The sequence below is a fragment of the Pedobacter sp. PLR genome, assembly GCF_026239675.1.
In the GTDB taxonomy this organism is placed as follows: Bacteria; Bacteroidota; Bacteroidia; order Sphingobacteriales; family Sphingobacteriaceae; genus Pedobacter.
This window is the reverse complement of record NZ_JAPIVQ010000006.1, coordinates 193,001-207,321: the sequence shown is the minus strand read 5'-3', so window position 1 is coordinate 207,321 and position 14,321 is coordinate 193,001. Positions and strand designations below refer to the sequence as shown.

Genomic DNA, 14,321 nt, shown 5'->3' with positions numbered 1-14,321 from the left:
TTTTAAGGTAATAAACTATGTATGTCAATTGGGGGATCTTCATTTTCACCAGTACCTTTTTCCTTCACGCCTGCGTCCAGTCCGGCGATTTTGTAATAATTGTACCCTGGATATTTCCCCTGACTATCGATCAGTAAATCTTCTTTTTCATAAACCATATCCTGGCGGTTGTATTCTGCCATTTCAAAATCGGGGATCAGTTGTATAGCATAAGTTGGACAGGCCTCTTCGCAGTAACCGCAAAAAATGCAGCGTGAAAAATTGATGCGGAAGAACTCCGGGTACCTTCTTCCATTTTCATCTTCGGTAGCTTGCAGTGAAATACAGTCTACCGGGCAAGCGGCAGCGCAGAGGTAACAGCCCACACAGCGTTCGCCCATATCAGGGTCCCTCGTTAATACAATTCTTCCGCGCCAGCGTGGGTGTAACGATATCTTTTCTTCCGGATATTGGATCGTCTCTCTTTTCCTGAACATGTGCATAAAAGTGAGTCCGATTGTTCTTAGTAAGCTAATCATCATTTCTTTGTTTACAGGTCATAATCCCACCATATGAGGGATCATTTATTCATCATCAACAGAATTCCTCCCGTGATCAATAAGTTCAATAATGCCACTGGTAATAATATTTTCCAGCCATATTCCATCAGCTGATCATATCTTGGCCTTGGCAGTGAGGCCCTGAGCAAGATGAAAAAGAGGATGAACACAAAAGTTTTCAGTATAAACCAAATCAAGGGGGGAAGGAATCCCGGTCCCAGCCATCCTCCGAAAAACAAAGTGACCACCATGGCCGAAATGAGGGTAATTCCCAGGTATTCGCCAATAAAGAACATTCCGAATTTCATGCCTGAATATTCTGAATGGAAGCCGGCAACCAACTCGCTTTCTGCTTCAGGAATGTCAAAAGGTAGCCGATGTGTTTCTGCAATGCCGGCAATCATAAAAACGACAAAAGCTACTGGCTGTGTAATGATGAACCAGCAGTCTTTTTGGGCCAATACAATGTCGGTTAGCCTGAATGAACCTGAAATCATGACGATTCCCATTAAAGAGAGTCCCATGAATACTTCATAACTAATCATTTGTGCGGCACCGCGTAAGGCACCCAGCAGGGAATATTTGTTATTTGATGCCCATCCACCCAACACGATACTATAAACGCCAATGGAAGACATCGCGAGGAAGAAAAGCAGGCCTACATTCAGATCTGCAATGAGTATCCCCGGGGCATAAGGAATCACCACAAAGCTCATGAGCACAGTGGCGGCAACAATAGCGGGTGCAATCACGAATATTGTTTTATCCGCAAAGGGGGGAATCCAATCTTCCTTAAAAAACAACTTGATCGTATCGGCAACAACAATGAGCAGGCCGAATGGCCCTGCCCGGTTGGGGCCACACCGATTTTGCCATACGGCAAGCATCCGCCTTTCCAGCCAGATCAGCCAGGCGGCAACTGTGGTTAAAACAAACAACACAATTGCAATCATGAGGATATATTCTAGTACGGTGCTCATGTGTTTCCTTTCGTTAAAATTCCTTTTGCCGGCCATGAAATGCCGGTTAGTCCGGGAATTTGATAGGGAATTCCTGCCAGTCCTTCCGGAAGTTCTTCCATGATCCTGACCGGTAAAAAATAACTTTGATCTTGTATTCGTAGCTGCACAAGGTCATTCTCAACAGCATTCAGATTTTTCGCATCCTTTCTGTTGATGGCGATATAGGGCTTTGGGCTACGCTCATTAATGCCGGGGCTGTAGATGCTGAGCTCTTCAGATCCGAAAATATGCGGTAAAGGGAGTATCAGCCATTCTCCTGCTGAGGGTATAAAAGTGGGAGGAATGTGATTTTGGTAACGGCGCTCAGCACTTCTGATCTCCGAAAACAACCTTTCGCCTGGATCACCACCACGTAAAGAGCCCCCAACTTCCGTTTGGTATTTATTGACGGATTGTACAGAATTCCAGCCCGGAGCCCAGAAAAATGGGATTAAAGGAGCAGGAGGCATTCCTTTATAACCTTCCATCGTAAATGATAATGCGGAATGATGGTCCTCCGGAGGTTTCGGTTCACTGACATTGATGTTGGCCAGCATGGCAGTCCGTCCGCTATAACGATGCGGTTCACGGGGGATTTTTTGTCCGGAAATGCGAAAGTCTGCAGCTGGACTAAGGGTATCTACCCCTTTAAACTGTGGCATTAAACGGACCATTCCGGCCAATAAATTTCCGGGTTCCTGTAGTTCTTCAGGACTAATACCATTTTGAAATTGTCTGAATTCATCGAGCCAGCTCCAGCTTTCCCTGAAGTTCTCATTTTTTGGACTGAACACCTGGAAGAAGCGCTGTGCACGCCCTTCATTGTTGACAATTGTTCCTTCCGCTTCTGCAAAGGTGGCTACCGGGATCAGGATACTGGCCTTATTGCTGGTTTCATGATGCAGATGATCGAGTACCACCAGGTTTTTCCGCTGTTCAAGAAGCAGGTCAATTTCCTTTTTTCCGCCTCGTCGGTACAGGTCGTTTTCAAGTACAATGACGGTGTCTATGTCCCTGTTTTCTAAGGCCTCCATGGCATAGGTTAAGGAGGGGGCATCCATCATGGCCAGCCCCATAGAGTTGCATTCGGGAACAATAAATGACAAATTTGCTTTCTTTTCTTCCCCGGACAAGGCCATAGCAATGTTCGTTGCGGCATTAATTATGGCCTCATTAAAGAGGCTTGTTCCACAAATGATCAGGGAATTTTTTGCCTTTTTCAGGCTGTCGGCAATATGTCTGGCAAGTTTCAGGCTGTGTTTACTCAGCCCTTCAGGTGCAGGACTATTCGTGTTGAGGTACGCTGCAACCGCATAACCCAGACGTGCAATCTCATCAGGAGATAAGTGCAGGGGCTTGCCGGCGAGCTCATCTAGTTTGGTTTTTGTAGGATATGCGATAAATAATTCCCCTTTTTCTTCCTGGGCAAGCTCCCTTAATGCGGCATCATGCCAGGTCGGAATACTGATTTGTGCTGCCTTTTCGAAAGGGACTTTACGTATCGCCTGCCGCACTGCGAGTGCAAGCATAGGGGCGGAATTGGTTAAATCTTCTCCAAGAATAAATACCACGTCTGCGGCCTCAGTTTCTTTGAGTGACGGGGAGTGGGTATGACCAGCATTCAGGGTAAGGAGGATATTGCGCATCAGCTGTGCTTCTGTTTCGGAAACGCCCTGGTAAAAGTTTTCCTTCCCTACCAACTGCCTGAGGGCAAAATTGGCTTCCAAAGAGGCCCTTGGAGAAGCAATTCCAATTGTGCGGTGCTTTGTTAAAATGATTGCCAGTTGGCGATATAAGCTATCCTTATCGGCCGGTTCAGGGATGTGAGCGCGTACCAGGGGCTGTTGAATCCGGTTAATGCTGTTTACAAATTCATAACCAAATCGTCCGCGATCGCAAATAAAATATCCGTTTACAGCACCATTATAGCGGTTCGTAATTTGACGTAGTTCGCCATATCTTTCTCCCGCAATGATATTGCATCCAAGACTACAATGCTGACAAATGGAGGGAGCCATAGTCATGTCCCATTTTCGGGTATAATGCGACTTCAGACTTTTGTCGGTAAAAACACCTGTTGGGCACACCTCTGCCAGGTTTCCGCTAAATTCACTCTCGAGGGTACCATCGGCTGCTCTTCCGAAATAAACATGGTTATGGGCTGCAAATACATCCAGATCTTTTCCGCCTGCATAATCTTTATAAAACCGGACACAGCGATAACATTGTATACAGCGGTTCATTTCATGGTTGATAAAAGGACCCAGATATTGGTTTTTATAACTGCGTTTAGGAAATTGAAAACGACGGTAGTTATGGCCGGTCATCACCGTCATATCCTGTAGATGGCAGGAACCACCTTCATCACAAACCGCACAATCATGAGGGTGGTTGGTCATCAGCCATTCAATCACCTGTGTGCGAAAAGCCCTGGCTGAGGGATCTTCAATAGACAAATACATATTGTCTTTAACCGTTTCCATGCAAGACATGACTAGTCGTCCTTTGGTGTCCTCCTCGTCTTTAAAAAGCTTAATGGCACATTGACGGCAGGCACCTACGGATCCCATAGCAGGATGCCAGCAAAAATAGGGCAGGTCAAAACCTAAGGTAAGGCAGGTTTCCAGCACATTTTTGCCTGGTGTTACTTCATAAGCTTTATGATCAATATAAATCGTTGCCATTTTCTTTTCACCTCCAGGGACATTTTTTCTCTTTGATATGCTTTTCAAAATCCGCTCTAAAGTATTTTAACCCACTTTGTAAAGGCTCCATCGCGCCTGGCGCGAGGGCGCAAAAAGTGTTGCCGGGGCCAAGGTGTTTGGTATGCATTTCCAGTAATTCGAGGTCTTCCGGGCGTCCTGTTCCATTTTCAATGGATAGCAAAATTTTTTCTGTCCAGGGTAAGCCTTCTCTGCAGGGCGTACACCATCCGCAGGATTCCTGCGCAAAAAAATGTTCCAGATTATGGATAAAACCAACCGGACAGGTCTGGTCGTCGAGCACAATCATGGTCCCTGTTCCGAGGCGACTGCCAGCTGCAGCAATAGATTTATAATCCATTTTAACATCCAGGTGTTCCTCCACCAGAAAATCAGTAGAAGCTCCACCGGGTAGGACAGCTCTAAAGGAAACTCCTTTTTTCATGCCACCGGCATGCGTTTCCAGAAGCTCCCGAACCGTGGTTCCCATTGGTAATTCCCACAATCCAGGCTTATTTACCCGCCCGCTGATGCCGTAGATTTTTGTTCCTGCATCAGAGCCCGGACTCAGGTCTTTAAACCAATCGGCACCATGGTTCACAATATGTGGGATATTGCAGAGCGTTTCTACATTGTTGACAATCGTAGGTTTACCAAATAACCCGCTTACCTGTGGAAAGGGCGGTTTGGTTCTTGGCGTAGCCCGTTTTCCTTCCAATGCATTCAGCAAGGCCGTTTCTTCTCCACACATGTACCGGCCTATGCCGGTATGTAAGTGCATTTCCAGATTGAATCCTGAGCCAAGGATGTTCTTTCCAAGGTAGCCGGCAGTATAGGCCTCTTCAATGGCATGTTTAATCAGCCAGGCGGCTTTTTTATAAGCCCAGCGTAGAAAAACATAGGAGATATTGGCCTGTATCGCATATGCAGCGACAATCATCCCTTCAATTAACTGATGGGGGTTGCCTTCCAATAGCATTCGGTCTTTGAATGTTCCGGGTTCCATTTCGTCGGCATTGGCAATCAGGTATTTTGTTTGCCCAAGGGTATTCATGGGAACAAAGCTCCATTTTGTTCCGGTGCTGAAACCGGCACCTCCACGGCCTTTCAGGTCCGCTTCTATGACCATTTTGGTAATGTCGCCCGGGGCCATGGAAGTTAGGGCCTTCTCCACAGCCTGATAACCGCCCACACTCTGGTAATCCTTAAGATTAAGTGAGCTGCGGTTGAAGTTAATATGTTGTGTGAGGGGCCTTTCCATGTTGCCGTTTATTTGTATTCTTTTAAAATCTCCTGCAGTTTTTCAGTTGTCAAATCCCTGTAGGTATCCTGGTTGATCATTAAAACCGGGGCATGATCACAGCTCCCCAGACAAGGGTTGGGTAAAAGCGTAAACCTGTCATCCGGAGTAGTTTCTCCGAATTTGATGTGTAGCAGGGCTTGTAAATGCGTATAAATCTGTTCATAGCCCATCACATAGCAGCTGATGCTATCGCATAGTAAAATGATGTTTCTGCCTACAGGTTTACGAAAAATAAGGTTGTAAAAGGTGGCTACACTATCCAGTTCTTCGGCCGACATCCCCAGGTGTGCCGCAATGGCCTGAAGACTCTCATCCGATATCCATCCCCGATGGTGCTGTACGATTTTTAAAGCCTCAATACTGGCGGCCTTTCGCACAGGAACAAGTGCAATTTCATGGTCTATTCTCCTTATTTCATCCGTTGATAGCATCTTCTTGGTTTTATCTGTCAATATCTGCAAGCACATAATCCATGCTCCCCAGAATAGAAAGTAAATCGGCAATGGTATATCCTTTACTGATATAGGGGAGCATCTGCATGTGTGGAAACGAGGGCGTACGGATTCTAACCCTGTAAGGAGAGGTATTGCCATCACTAGTCAGGTAATAGCTATTGGCTCCTTTGGTTGCTTCTATACAACTCATCGCTTCACCGGAAGGAATTACGGGTCCCCAGCTGACGTTTAAAAAGTGGGTAATGAGGGTCTCAATATCCTCCATGGTGTTTTTTTTGAGGGGAGGGGTGGTCAATGGATGATCGGATTTGTAACTTCCCTCAGGCATGTTTTTGAGGCATTGATCGATAATCCGAAGGCTTTGCCTCATTTCTTCCACGCGCACCACCGCGCGGTCATAGCAATCCCCGTTTTGCGCGGTAGGGATGTCAAAATCAAAATTTTCATAGCCAGAATAAGGTTGCTTTTTTCTAAAATCCCAGTCGAGTCCGCATGCACGTAGTCCCGGGCCTGTAACCCCCCATTCTAAAGCTTCTTCTAAAGTGTAAATGCCGATACCTACAGTACGGGCTTTGAAGATGCTGTTTCGCATCACCATCTGGTCGTATTCGCGTAGTTTTTTAGGAAAATAAGCGACAAATTCCCTCACCAGTTTATCCCATCCTAAGGGCAGGTCCTGAGCAACTCCGCCAATTCTGAACCAGTTGGGATGCATCCGGGCACCACAAATGGCTTCTACAATATTAAAAACCTTTTCCCGGTCTGTAAACATGTAGAATACCGGAGAAAGCTGACCGAGATCTTGTGCAAAAGTGCCATACCATACCAGATGGCTGGCAATGCGAAAGAATTCACAGAGCATGATGCGCATCACCTTGACGCGGTCAGGGACGATAATGCCCGCTAATTTTTCTACGGCCAGCAAATAGGCCAGGTTGTTCATTACGCCGCCCAGGTAATCGACGCGGTCGGTATAGGGAATATAGGTATGCCATGACTGGCGTTCTCCCATTTTTTCTGCACCCCGGTGGTGGAATCCAATATCAGGAACCGCATCTACAATGTCTTCTCCGTCCAGTTGCAGGATAATCCGAAGCACGCCATGCGTTCCCGGATGCTGCGGGCCAAGGTTGAGGAACATAAAGTCCGCATCCTCACTTTGTCTTTTCATACCCCAGTCTTCCGGACGGAATTGCAGGGCCTCCTGTTCCTGGTCTTGCTTTTCATCCCATAATTTAAATGGCCCCATCTCTGTAGCTCTGGCAGGATGTTCTTTCCTTAAAGGATGCCCTTCCCAGGTAAGTGGCATGAGAATCCGGCGTAAATTGGGATGTCCCTCGAAATTTATCCCGAATAGATCATACACTTCGCGTTCATACCAGTTGGCATTTTTCCATAAGGAGGTAATGGAGGGCATCGTAGGATATTCCCCATGTAGACCTACTTTCAGGCGGATGAAGCAGTTTCGTTGCAGGGAAAGTAAGTGATAAGCAATGCTGAAATCAGCGGTTGCTGATCCGTTTGTTTTCGCACGACTTCGTTCATCGATTGCACAGAGGTCATATAAAAACTCAAAGCGTTGCGGAATTTCCAGCTTGAGGTATTTTAGTACTGCGGTTATATTTTCTTTTGCAACCCATAGCGTGATCACCCCGTCAACTGTAAGTTGGGGGCTGAAAAAGGAAGCTCCAAATCTGGAGACCAGTTCGTCAGTCAGGCTTGAATTGTTATCCACGACTTTAGGTTTAGGAATGCTGTTTATATCTGATCTGGCGTACGAAAATTAATCATCTTTTTACGCTCAGTTCGCTTCTGTTCTTTCATAGATACTTGTTCCGGTTTGATCACTCCCTGCGGGCCAATGGCCCAGCTTAATGGCCTTTGCTCTTTGCCTACGGAGTCGGCCAGCAGCATTAATCCCTGTAGAAAGGCATCAGGGCGCGGAGGACATCCGGCAACGTACACATCTACCGGTAAGAATTTATCCACCCCCTGCACCACACTGTATATGTCATACATCCCACCGGAATTGGCACAGGAACCCATGGAAATCACCCATTTAGGTTCCATCATTTGCTCATGCAGGCGCTTGATAATAGGTGCCATTTTCACAAAAACCGTCCCGGCAATAACCATTACATCGGCCTCTCGTGGCGTACCACGAATTACCTCTGCCCCAAATCTGGCAACGTCATACTTGCTGGTGAGGCTGGTCGCCATTTCTACAAAACAGCAGGAAAGGCCAAAATGGAAAGGCCATATCGAGTTTTTCCGACCCCAGGCCAGTAAGCCCTCTACAGTAGTCAACATCACACTCTGACCAATAGATTCTTCAAAAGAACCTGTCCCTTTTATTGCATTTGCCGGATTGGCAGGATTACTGAGCCACCATTTCATGTTACAGGTTTTTTAGAATGAGTTTATGGTACGCCTTTAAAATTTTCTTGCCATCGGGGCCAAAATCGAGGGCACCCAGGCTCCATTCATAAACAAGTACGACAAAGAGCAGCCCGATAAAAATACAGATGCTGAGGTAGCCCGGCCATCCTAATTCCTTAAATGCCAGGGCCCACAATACAATAAAAACGACCTCGATGTCAAAAATCACAAACATCATGGCAACCAGATAAAACTGCGCGGAAAAGCGCAACCTTGCCGATCCGGTTTCCAGTATCCCCGATTCGTAGGGATGGCCAGTAGCCCGGTCCTTATGCCGCTGACCTAAAAACCAGGATAGCGAAAGGATTAACGTTAGTAAAGCCAGCACAAAAGCACCATACACAAGGAATGGCCAGAGTGGGGCAGCAGGAGTACTCGATGAGTTCATGACTTACCTTATGAAATAACCAGAATAAAAAAAGATGTTAGACGCTGCCTGTAATGTAGTGCTCCAGATTTCCGATAATGAATTTCTGTTCCTCAATGATGTATTTTACCACATCACCAATAGAGATGATCCCGGTCAGCTTACCATCATCTATGACGGGTAAGTGCCGGATAAATTTGTTAGTCATCAGCCACATACACTCTTCAATAGTGTAATCCGAAGTTACCGTTTGTGGGTTTTCCGTCATGATCTCACTAATTGGGATTTTTTTGGAAGATTTACCCTTCAGAATGACTTTTCGGGCGTAATCTCTTTCCGTAAAAATCCCGATGAATTTATCATGATCCATCACCAGAAGCGACCCGATGTTCTTTTCAAACATTAACTCTAACGCTTCAAAGACTGTTGTTGCCGGACTTACATAGATAGCGGAATGGGTTTTTCCTTGTAAGATGTTCCTAACTTTTCCCATAATTGAGCTCCTTTCTGTTACAGATTTCTGCGCAATAATTCAATAGGGTTGGTTCTATTAAAGTTAAGTTATTTTTTAATAAAAAGAAAACATTATCCGGTTAATTTTAAATATATAAATCAAAGAGTTTTGGTTTGTTTCTGGTTGATTTTCAGTATATTTAAGGATAAGTATTTCTTTTTTGGATTGCCTTTTATAGCGGTGTGTAGCAATCCTGTTTTTGGTTAAAATAACTGTCCCTTTGGTTTTCTTTCTATGTTGGTGAACTTATAGCTGAATAAGCTGCAATAGCTATGAAAAATAAGATTTATTTCTTCCTGGTTTTTCTATGTTGCTTTCCCCTGTTCCTATCCGCCCAAAAAGTGGTTGTGGTCAAAATTGACGGGGCAATTAATCCGGTATCGGCTTCCTTTATTCATGAGGAAATTGAAAAGGCGGGGAAGCAGAAGGCGGCTTGTCTGCTGATTCAGCTCAATACGCCGGGAGGTTTATTGCAATCCACCCGTAGCATAGTGAGCGATATTCTATTGTCACCGGTCCCCGTGGTGGTTTATGTTGCACCCTCAGGCGCACATGCCGGTTCAGCCGGAGTCTTTATTACCCTTGCTGCTCATATTGCCGCCATGGCACCGGGAACCAATATTGGTGCCGCACATCCCATCAGCCTGATTGGTCAGGCGGATTCCGTGATGAATGTAAAAGCAACGAATGATGCTGCGGCATTTATCCGAAGTATTGCAGAAAAGCGAAACCGGAACCTGAAATGGTCAGAAGATGCGGTTAGAAACAGCTTGTCTATTACGGAAAATGAAGCCCTTAAATTAAAGGTCATTGATGATATCGCAGTAACTGAACGCGCACTACTGAACCAGATAGATGGGAGAACTGTGGACTTAAATACAGGGCGCGTAACCCTGCATACCAGAGGCGCAACCATCCAATATGTGGAAATGACTGCCGCCGAAAAGTTTCTTGATTTCATCAGTATTCCTGATGTTGCCTATATTTTACTGATGATGGGTATGATTGGGATCTGCCTTGAGCTGTTTAACCCGGGAGCAATAATGCCTGGCGTTGTGGGTGTAATTAGTTTGATTCTTGCATTTTATGCGATGAATACCTTACCCGTAAATTATGCAGGCTTATTGTTAATTGGCTTTTCATTGCTGCTGTTCCTGCTGGAAATTAAAATAGTCAGCCATGGCTTTCTGGCGATTGGTGGAGTGGCTTCTCTTTTCCTGGGCTCTGTGATGCTGTTCAAATCAAGTTCATCATTGGATATGATCAAAATCTCCAGTGGAATTATCATCTCAGTAACGCTGCTCTCCACGGTTTTCTTTCTCGTTGTGATTAGTTTGGGCCTAAAGGCACAACGGCTAAAAACAGTCACAGGCATTCAGATATTACTGGGAAAAACAGGTGAAACGCTCAGTACATTAGATCCACAAGGGCAGGTACAGATAAACGGAGAGTTGTGGATTGCAGAATCTCAGTCCGGGAAAATCAGTCAGGCTGAAATGGTAAGAGTCATTAAAATCAGGGGACTTGTTTTAATTGTGGAACCAATCGGACAGGTCTGATCAATAATTTATTTAATAAAAGGAGGTGTTATGTTTTTCAATGTATTTGTGTTTGTACTTGTTTTTTTTGCCATCGTTGTGCTGGCCAGTGCAATTCGTATACTTCGTGAATATGAACGGGGTGTTGTTTTTCGTTTAGGGCGTGTACTTGATAAAGGTGCAAAGGGGCCCGGGCTGGTTATTCTGATTCCTTTTATTGATAAGATGGTGAGGATCTCCTTGCGTATTGTTGTAATGGATGTACCCCCGCAAGACGTGATCACCAGAGATAATGTATCCATAAAGGTCAATGCGGTCATTTACTTCAGGGTCGTAGATCCTCAGCGGGCAGTGGTAGAGGTGGAGAACTTTTTAACCGCTACTTCTCAGTTTTCGCAAACCACCCTGCGTAGTGTGCTTGGCCAGTCTGAACTGGACGATCTGCTTTCCCAGCGGGATAAAATCAATCTCCACCTGCAACAAATCATTGACCTGAAGACGGAACCATGGGGGATAAAAGTAACCGCGGTGGAGGTAAAACAAATAGACCTTCCTCAGGAAATGCAGCGTGCAATGGCTAAACAGGCAGAAGCAGAGCGTGAACGCCGTTCAAAAGTAATCTCTGCTGAAGGAGAGTACCAGGCCTCACAAAGACTATCTGATGCGGCGAAAATCCTGAGTGAGCAGCCGAGTGCCCTTACCTTGCGTTACCTGCAAACACTTCGTGAAATTGCTACAGAACACAATTCAACTACCATTTTCCCTGTTCCTATCGACCTGCTGAAGCCCTTTATGCAACCATCTGTTGAGCTCCGGCCTAAGGAAGAAGGTTCAGCAGAAGGCACTGAAAAAAAAGAGCCTTAAAAGGAACTGCAATCTTTCCGTTTAATTTGTTATCCAGGGATTTAGACCCTTTTTTCTCAAATACAGCATTTTTAATTAGGGCTTTAAACACCTTTAAAACCGCTTTCTAAAAATAAGCAATTTATTAACCGTACATTGCGCTTTTACCTGATTATGAGCGATATTACAAAAGAGTTGCACCAGGGTGCAGATGAGAAGAAGAGACTGGAGTTTGAGGAAAAGCTTAAACAAATTGCTCTAAAATATGATCGCTGGTTTAGCGGGCATACAAACAAAGATACGGGAGACAAGCCTGATAAAATTCAAAACTACTTCCGTTACTTCCAAAACCACGAAGGATTGACCCAACTTTATATTAAAGATGGTATGCCAATAGAAGTTGATTTGGACTGTAGAGAAGCCTTTAAAGCGACCTTTAAAGCTTAAAAACTCCCATAAATCGCTTCATTCATACCTTGCTGATTTGTCTGTTCTTCCTTTTTCATCCAATGAAACAGGAAGAAGAGATGAGTCCGTCTGGGTTTCTTTTTCCCTTATTCGAAAACGAAAAATGGCTTTAGTAATGGAAGGCTTTTAAAATCGGGAGGAGGCAAAGCACTTTCTCCTTTTAGTTTCCATAGTTTGAGGTTTTTGATGGCCCCGGTGCCGTTAAAGGCGAATCCAAATTGTCCTTTAGGCTTTACAAAACCGCTGTTATCCTTGAAGGAGATCACCGCTTCCTCGTTGATCCAGATAAAAAATTGATTTCCTGATCTTTGTATTTTCCAGTTCTGCCAATCATGTTGTGTGGTTCTTTTTACTTTGGGCAAGGTGCCGATATGGCCGCTGGTATGGATAAATGTACCCCTGCTGTCTAAGTTTCCAAACAAGGACCGGTCTTCAATAGCCACTTTGTTTTCCAGTTGATTGAGCAGAATTCCAAGAAATTTTGAACCGTTTAAGTTCAGGATCACCTCAAACAGGTAGGTTTTTGGATCCGCGATTGCGGAGAAAGTTAAAATATAGTCTTCAGGTAAGGGTTTATTGGCGAGTAAAATTGCCCAGTTGATGTCCTTGCCTGCATGAAGCTCAGCATTCTTAATTTCCCAATTGCCGTTAACGGTCAGCCACTTCTTTTTGAGCTGATTCTTTTTAAAGCTTTCTTCAAATATCAGTTTACTTTGGGCATTTGCAGGAAAAACGGCGCTAAAGGCTAAAAATGAGGATAAAATAAATGCGGGGAACTTCATCATAAAACAAGAATGGGCAGCGTATTGGTTTGTCCGGAGGCAAATATAGGAATTGCAGACCTGGTATCTTCCGGAGAAGAGAAACAGACCTGCAATTAAATCATCCTGTCCCTTCTAAAAGTTTCGGGAGGACTCTACATATTTTTTGAAATTATCCAGAATAGCCTGCCATCCACCCCTTTGCATTTCTATTGGATTCGTGTTTTCTGCATCAAAACTTTCAGTGATTTTCACACCTTCAGTATTCTTTTCAAAGGTGATTTTCACTTTCCTTTGATCACCAAGCGTATAGCTAATCAATTCATTGGTGATTACCTCATCATAAATTCCATCAAAGTCAAAACCGAAGCTGCCATCTCTGGCTTCCATTCTGGAGCTGAACTTTCCGCCGGGGCGCAAATCATTTTCCGCTGTAGGGGTATGCCAGTCGTCGGAAGCAGCATTCCATTTCTTAATGTCTGATGGATTAGTCCAGGCTTTCCAAACGATATCGATTGGTGCATTTACAGTAGCTGCCACCGTAATCACGGTTTGATCTTGTGTTGTCATAATCGTTTCTTTAATTGGTTGATGAATTAAAGTTAACGCTATTATTGCAGGTTTTCTATGGGCAAAAGCGACAATTTGAGGTGTAATTTGCGACAATACCAAAGGGTAATGCCTTAATTACCCAATCTTTAGCCAACCGGTAATGCTCATTCTGGGTTTATTAGTGACCAGCACCTCATGTTCCAGCTCACTACTTTTAAAGAAAACACTCTTCCCGTTCATGGGTGGGATGTTTTGTAGATTGTTGTCGGCATGGTGGACACATAGCTCACCTCCATCGGCTAGCTGCCAGTCTGTATTTAAATACATAATCATGGAGTACTGCCTGCTTACATTTGTCCGGAACTGATCCAGGTGCTTTTTATAAAAACTCCCTTTTTCGTATAAGGTATAATGGAACTCATAGCCTGTAATTCCGGTATAGCAAGTGCTGTTCAGATGGCTCACAAAGCGATCCATCAAGTCAAAAAACGCATTCTCATGAGGGTCGTTGTGTGCACGATCGAGCCAGTAGATCCGGTCACTCCGAAATAATTTGTCTTGAATAACAACGCTATCGTTGCCTGTTCCTGCGGATAAAAGCAGGTTTCCCTGGTAAAGCCGTGTTAAATTGTTTTTCAAATGACTGGATAAATTGTCATTTAAAAAGAGGTCTGCTATGCCAACCTTATCTTTTATAAAGCTGTCAATTAGCGTATTAAATATTTTTTCCAATGGAAAGGTGCGGCGCGATCAAGGCATAATTGCCCTTATCCGGTGAAGGTAGTTTTAATTAATGGTAACTGATTGTATGTCAATGAGATTTACAGAATTATAAAAGT

15 protein-coding genes are annotated in these 14,321 nt (G+C 44.5%); 3 read left to right on the top strand and 12 right to left on the bottom strand.

The genetic code is table 11. The features are described 5' to 3' along the window. Window positions 1–2: 2 nt before the first annotated feature. Genes nuoI through OQX61_RS16150 form a run of 9 tightly spaced genes read right to left on the bottom strand, consistent with a single transcriptional unit; the run spans window position 3 to window position 9,299 of the window. On the bottom strand, window positions 3–518 hold the full coding sequence (gene nuoI / locus OQX61_RS16190) for an NADH-quinone oxidoreductase subunit NuoI (RefSeq protein WP_347343841.1): 516 nt from the start codon (window positions 516–518) through the stop codon (window positions 3–5). A 41-nt stretch (window positions 519–559) separates the two neighbouring features. After that, window positions 560–1,519 carry an NADH-quinone oxidoreductase subunit NuoH gene (nuoH, locus tag OQX61_RS16185; RefSeq protein WP_265842839.1) on the bottom strand — a complete coding sequence of 320 codons (960 nt, stop codon included), beginning with the start codon at window positions 1,517–1,519 and terminating at the stop codon, window positions 560–562. Next, window positions 1,516–4,224, bottom strand: a complete 2,709-nt coding sequence (gene nuoG / locus OQX61_RS16180) for an NADH-quinone oxidoreductase subunit NuoG (RefSeq protein WP_265842838.1) — start codon at window positions 4,222–4,224, stop codon at window positions 1,516–1,518. Before nuoG ends, nuoH begins: the two co-directional genes overlap by 4 nt. Window positions 4,225–4,231: 7 nt before the next feature. Then, window positions 4,232–5,503: an NADH-quinone oxidoreductase subunit NuoF gene (gene nuoF / locus OQX61_RS16175; RefSeq protein ID WP_265842837.1), complete on the bottom strand. Its 1,272-nt coding sequence runs from the start codon at window positions 5,501–5,503 to the stop codon at window positions 4,232–4,234. A gap of 8 nt (window positions 5,504–5,511) precedes the next feature. Further along, complete coding sequence (gene nuoE / locus OQX61_RS16170; RefSeq protein ID WP_265842836.1) at window positions 5,512–5,976, bottom strand: NADH-quinone oxidoreductase subunit NuoE; 465 nt, start codon at window positions 5,974–5,976, stop codon at window positions 5,512–5,514. Window positions 5,977–5,986: 10 nt separating this feature from the next. Beyond that, entirely contained in the window at window positions 5,987–7,762 is a 1,776-nt protein-coding gene (gene nuoC, locus OQX61_RS16165; protein WP_347343840.1) for an NADH-quinone oxidoreductase subunit C/D, read from the bottom strand. Further along, the gene (nuoB, locus tag OQX61_RS16160) at window positions 7,759–8,397 is read right to left on the bottom strand and encodes an NADH-quinone oxidoreductase subunit NuoB (protein WP_322973593.1); all 639 of its coding nucleotides are present in this window, start codon (window positions 8,395–8,397) and stop codon (window positions 7,759–7,761) included. Before nuoB ends, nuoC begins: the two co-directional genes overlap by 4 nt. Window position 8,398: 1 nt before the next feature. Continuing rightward, window positions 8,399–8,827, bottom strand: a complete 429-nt coding sequence (locus tag OQX61_RS16155) for an NADH-quinone oxidoreductase subunit A (RefSeq protein WP_265842834.1) — start codon at window positions 8,825–8,827, stop codon at window positions 8,399–8,401. Between the two features lie 37 nt (window positions 8,828–8,864). Next, window positions 8,865–9,299, bottom strand: a complete 435-nt coding sequence (locus OQX61_RS16150; protein WP_265842833.1) for a CBS domain-containing protein — start codon at window positions 9,297–9,299, stop codon at window positions 8,865–8,867. 293 nt (window positions 9,300–9,592) lie between these two features. Here OQX61_RS16150 and OQX61_RS16145 point away from each other — a divergent pair, with 293 nt between their 5' ends. From OQX61_RS16145 to OQX61_RS16135, 3 genes are all read left to right on the top strand, one after another. Further along, entirely contained in the window at window positions 9,593–10,879 is a 1,287-nt protein-coding gene (locus tag OQX61_RS16145) for a nodulation protein NfeD (protein ID WP_265842832.1), read from the top strand. Between the two features lie 30 nt (window positions 10,880–10,909). Then, on the top strand, window positions 10,910–11,722 hold the full coding sequence (locus OQX61_RS16140; RefSeq protein ID WP_265842831.1) for a slipin family protein: 813 nt from the start codon (window positions 10,910–10,912) through the stop codon (window positions 11,720–11,722). A gap of 153 nt (window positions 11,723–11,875) precedes the next feature. Then, window positions 11,876–12,148, top strand: coding sequence for a hypothetical protein (locus OQX61_RS16135; RefSeq protein WP_062546460.1), 273 nt, complete (start codon window positions 11,876–11,878; stop codon window positions 12,146–12,148). A gap of 107 nt (window positions 12,149–12,255) precedes the next feature. On the opposite strand, the gene OQX61_RS16130 is transcribed toward OQX61_RS16135, so the two are convergent. The 3 genes from OQX61_RS16130 to OQX61_RS16120 all read right to left on the bottom strand — a co-directional run bounded on the left by OQX61_RS16130 (window position 12,256) and on the right by OQX61_RS16120 (window position 14,121). After that, window positions 12,256–12,954 (bottom strand): hypothetical protein, encoded by a 699-nt coding sequence (locus OQX61_RS16130; RefSeq protein ID WP_265842830.1) that lies wholly within the window; start codon window positions 12,952–12,954, stop codon window positions 12,256–12,258. 111 nt (window positions 12,955–13,065) lie between these two features. Next, entirely contained in the window at window positions 13,066–13,500 is a 435-nt protein-coding gene (locus tag OQX61_RS16125; protein ID WP_265842829.1) for an SRPBCC family protein, read from the bottom strand. A 117-nt stretch (window positions 13,501–13,617) separates the two neighbouring features. Beyond that, complete coding sequence (locus OQX61_RS16120; protein WP_265842828.1) at window positions 13,618–14,121, bottom strand: 2OG-Fe(II) oxygenase; 504 nt, start codon at window positions 14,119–14,121, stop codon at window positions 13,618–13,620. Window positions 14,122–14,321 lie beyond the last annotated feature (200 nt).

Excerpts from the sequence above, each read along its gene's own strand:
- nuoI (WP_347343841.1), bottom strand. The coding sequence starts at position 518 with ATGATTAGCTTACTAAGAACAATCGGACTCACTTTTATGCACATGTTC.
- nuoH (WP_265842839.1), bottom strand. The coding sequence starts at position 1,519 with ATGAGCACCGTACTAGAATATATCCTCATGATTGCAATTGTGTTGTTT.
- nuoG (WP_265842838.1), bottom strand. The coding sequence starts at position 4,224 with ATGGCAACGATTTATATTGATCATAAAGCTTATGAAGTAACACCAGGC.
- nuoF (WP_265842837.1), bottom strand. The coding sequence starts at position 5,503 with ATGGAAAGGCCCCTCACACAACATATTAACTTCAACCGCAGCTCACTT.
- nuoE (WP_265842836.1), bottom strand. The coding sequence starts at position 5,976 with ATGCTATCAACGGATGAAATAAGGAGAATAGACCATGAAATTGCACTT.
- nuoB (WP_322973593.1), bottom strand. The coding sequence starts at position 8,397 with ATGAAATGGTGGCTCAGTAATCCTGCCAATCCGGCAAATGCAATAAAA.
- OQX61_RS16155 (WP_265842834.1), bottom strand. The coding sequence starts at position 8,827 with ATGAACTCATCGAGTACTCCTGCTGCCCCACTCTGGCCATTCCTTGTG.
- OQX61_RS16150 (WP_265842833.1), bottom strand. The coding sequence starts at position 9,299 with ATGGGAAAAGTTAGGAACATCTTACAAGGAAAAACCCATTCCGCTATC.
- OQX61_RS16145 (WP_265842832.1), top strand. The coding sequence starts at position 9,593 with ATGAAAAATAAGATTTATTTCTTCCTGGTTTTTCTATGTTGCTTTCCC.
- OQX61_RS16140 (WP_265842831.1), top strand. The coding sequence starts at position 10,910 with ATGTTTTTCAATGTATTTGTGTTTGTACTTGTTTTTTTTGCCATCGTT.
- OQX61_RS16135 (WP_062546460.1), top strand. The coding sequence starts at position 11,876 with ATGAGCGATATTACAAAAGAGTTGCACCAGGGTGCAGATGAGAAGAAG.
- OQX61_RS16130 (WP_265842830.1), bottom strand. The coding sequence starts at position 12,954 with ATGATGAAGTTCCCCGCATTTATTTTATCCTCATTTTTAGCCTTTAGC.
- OQX61_RS16125 (WP_265842829.1), bottom strand. The coding sequence starts at position 13,500 with ATGACAACACAAGATCAAACCGTGATTACGGTGGCAGCTACTGTAAAT.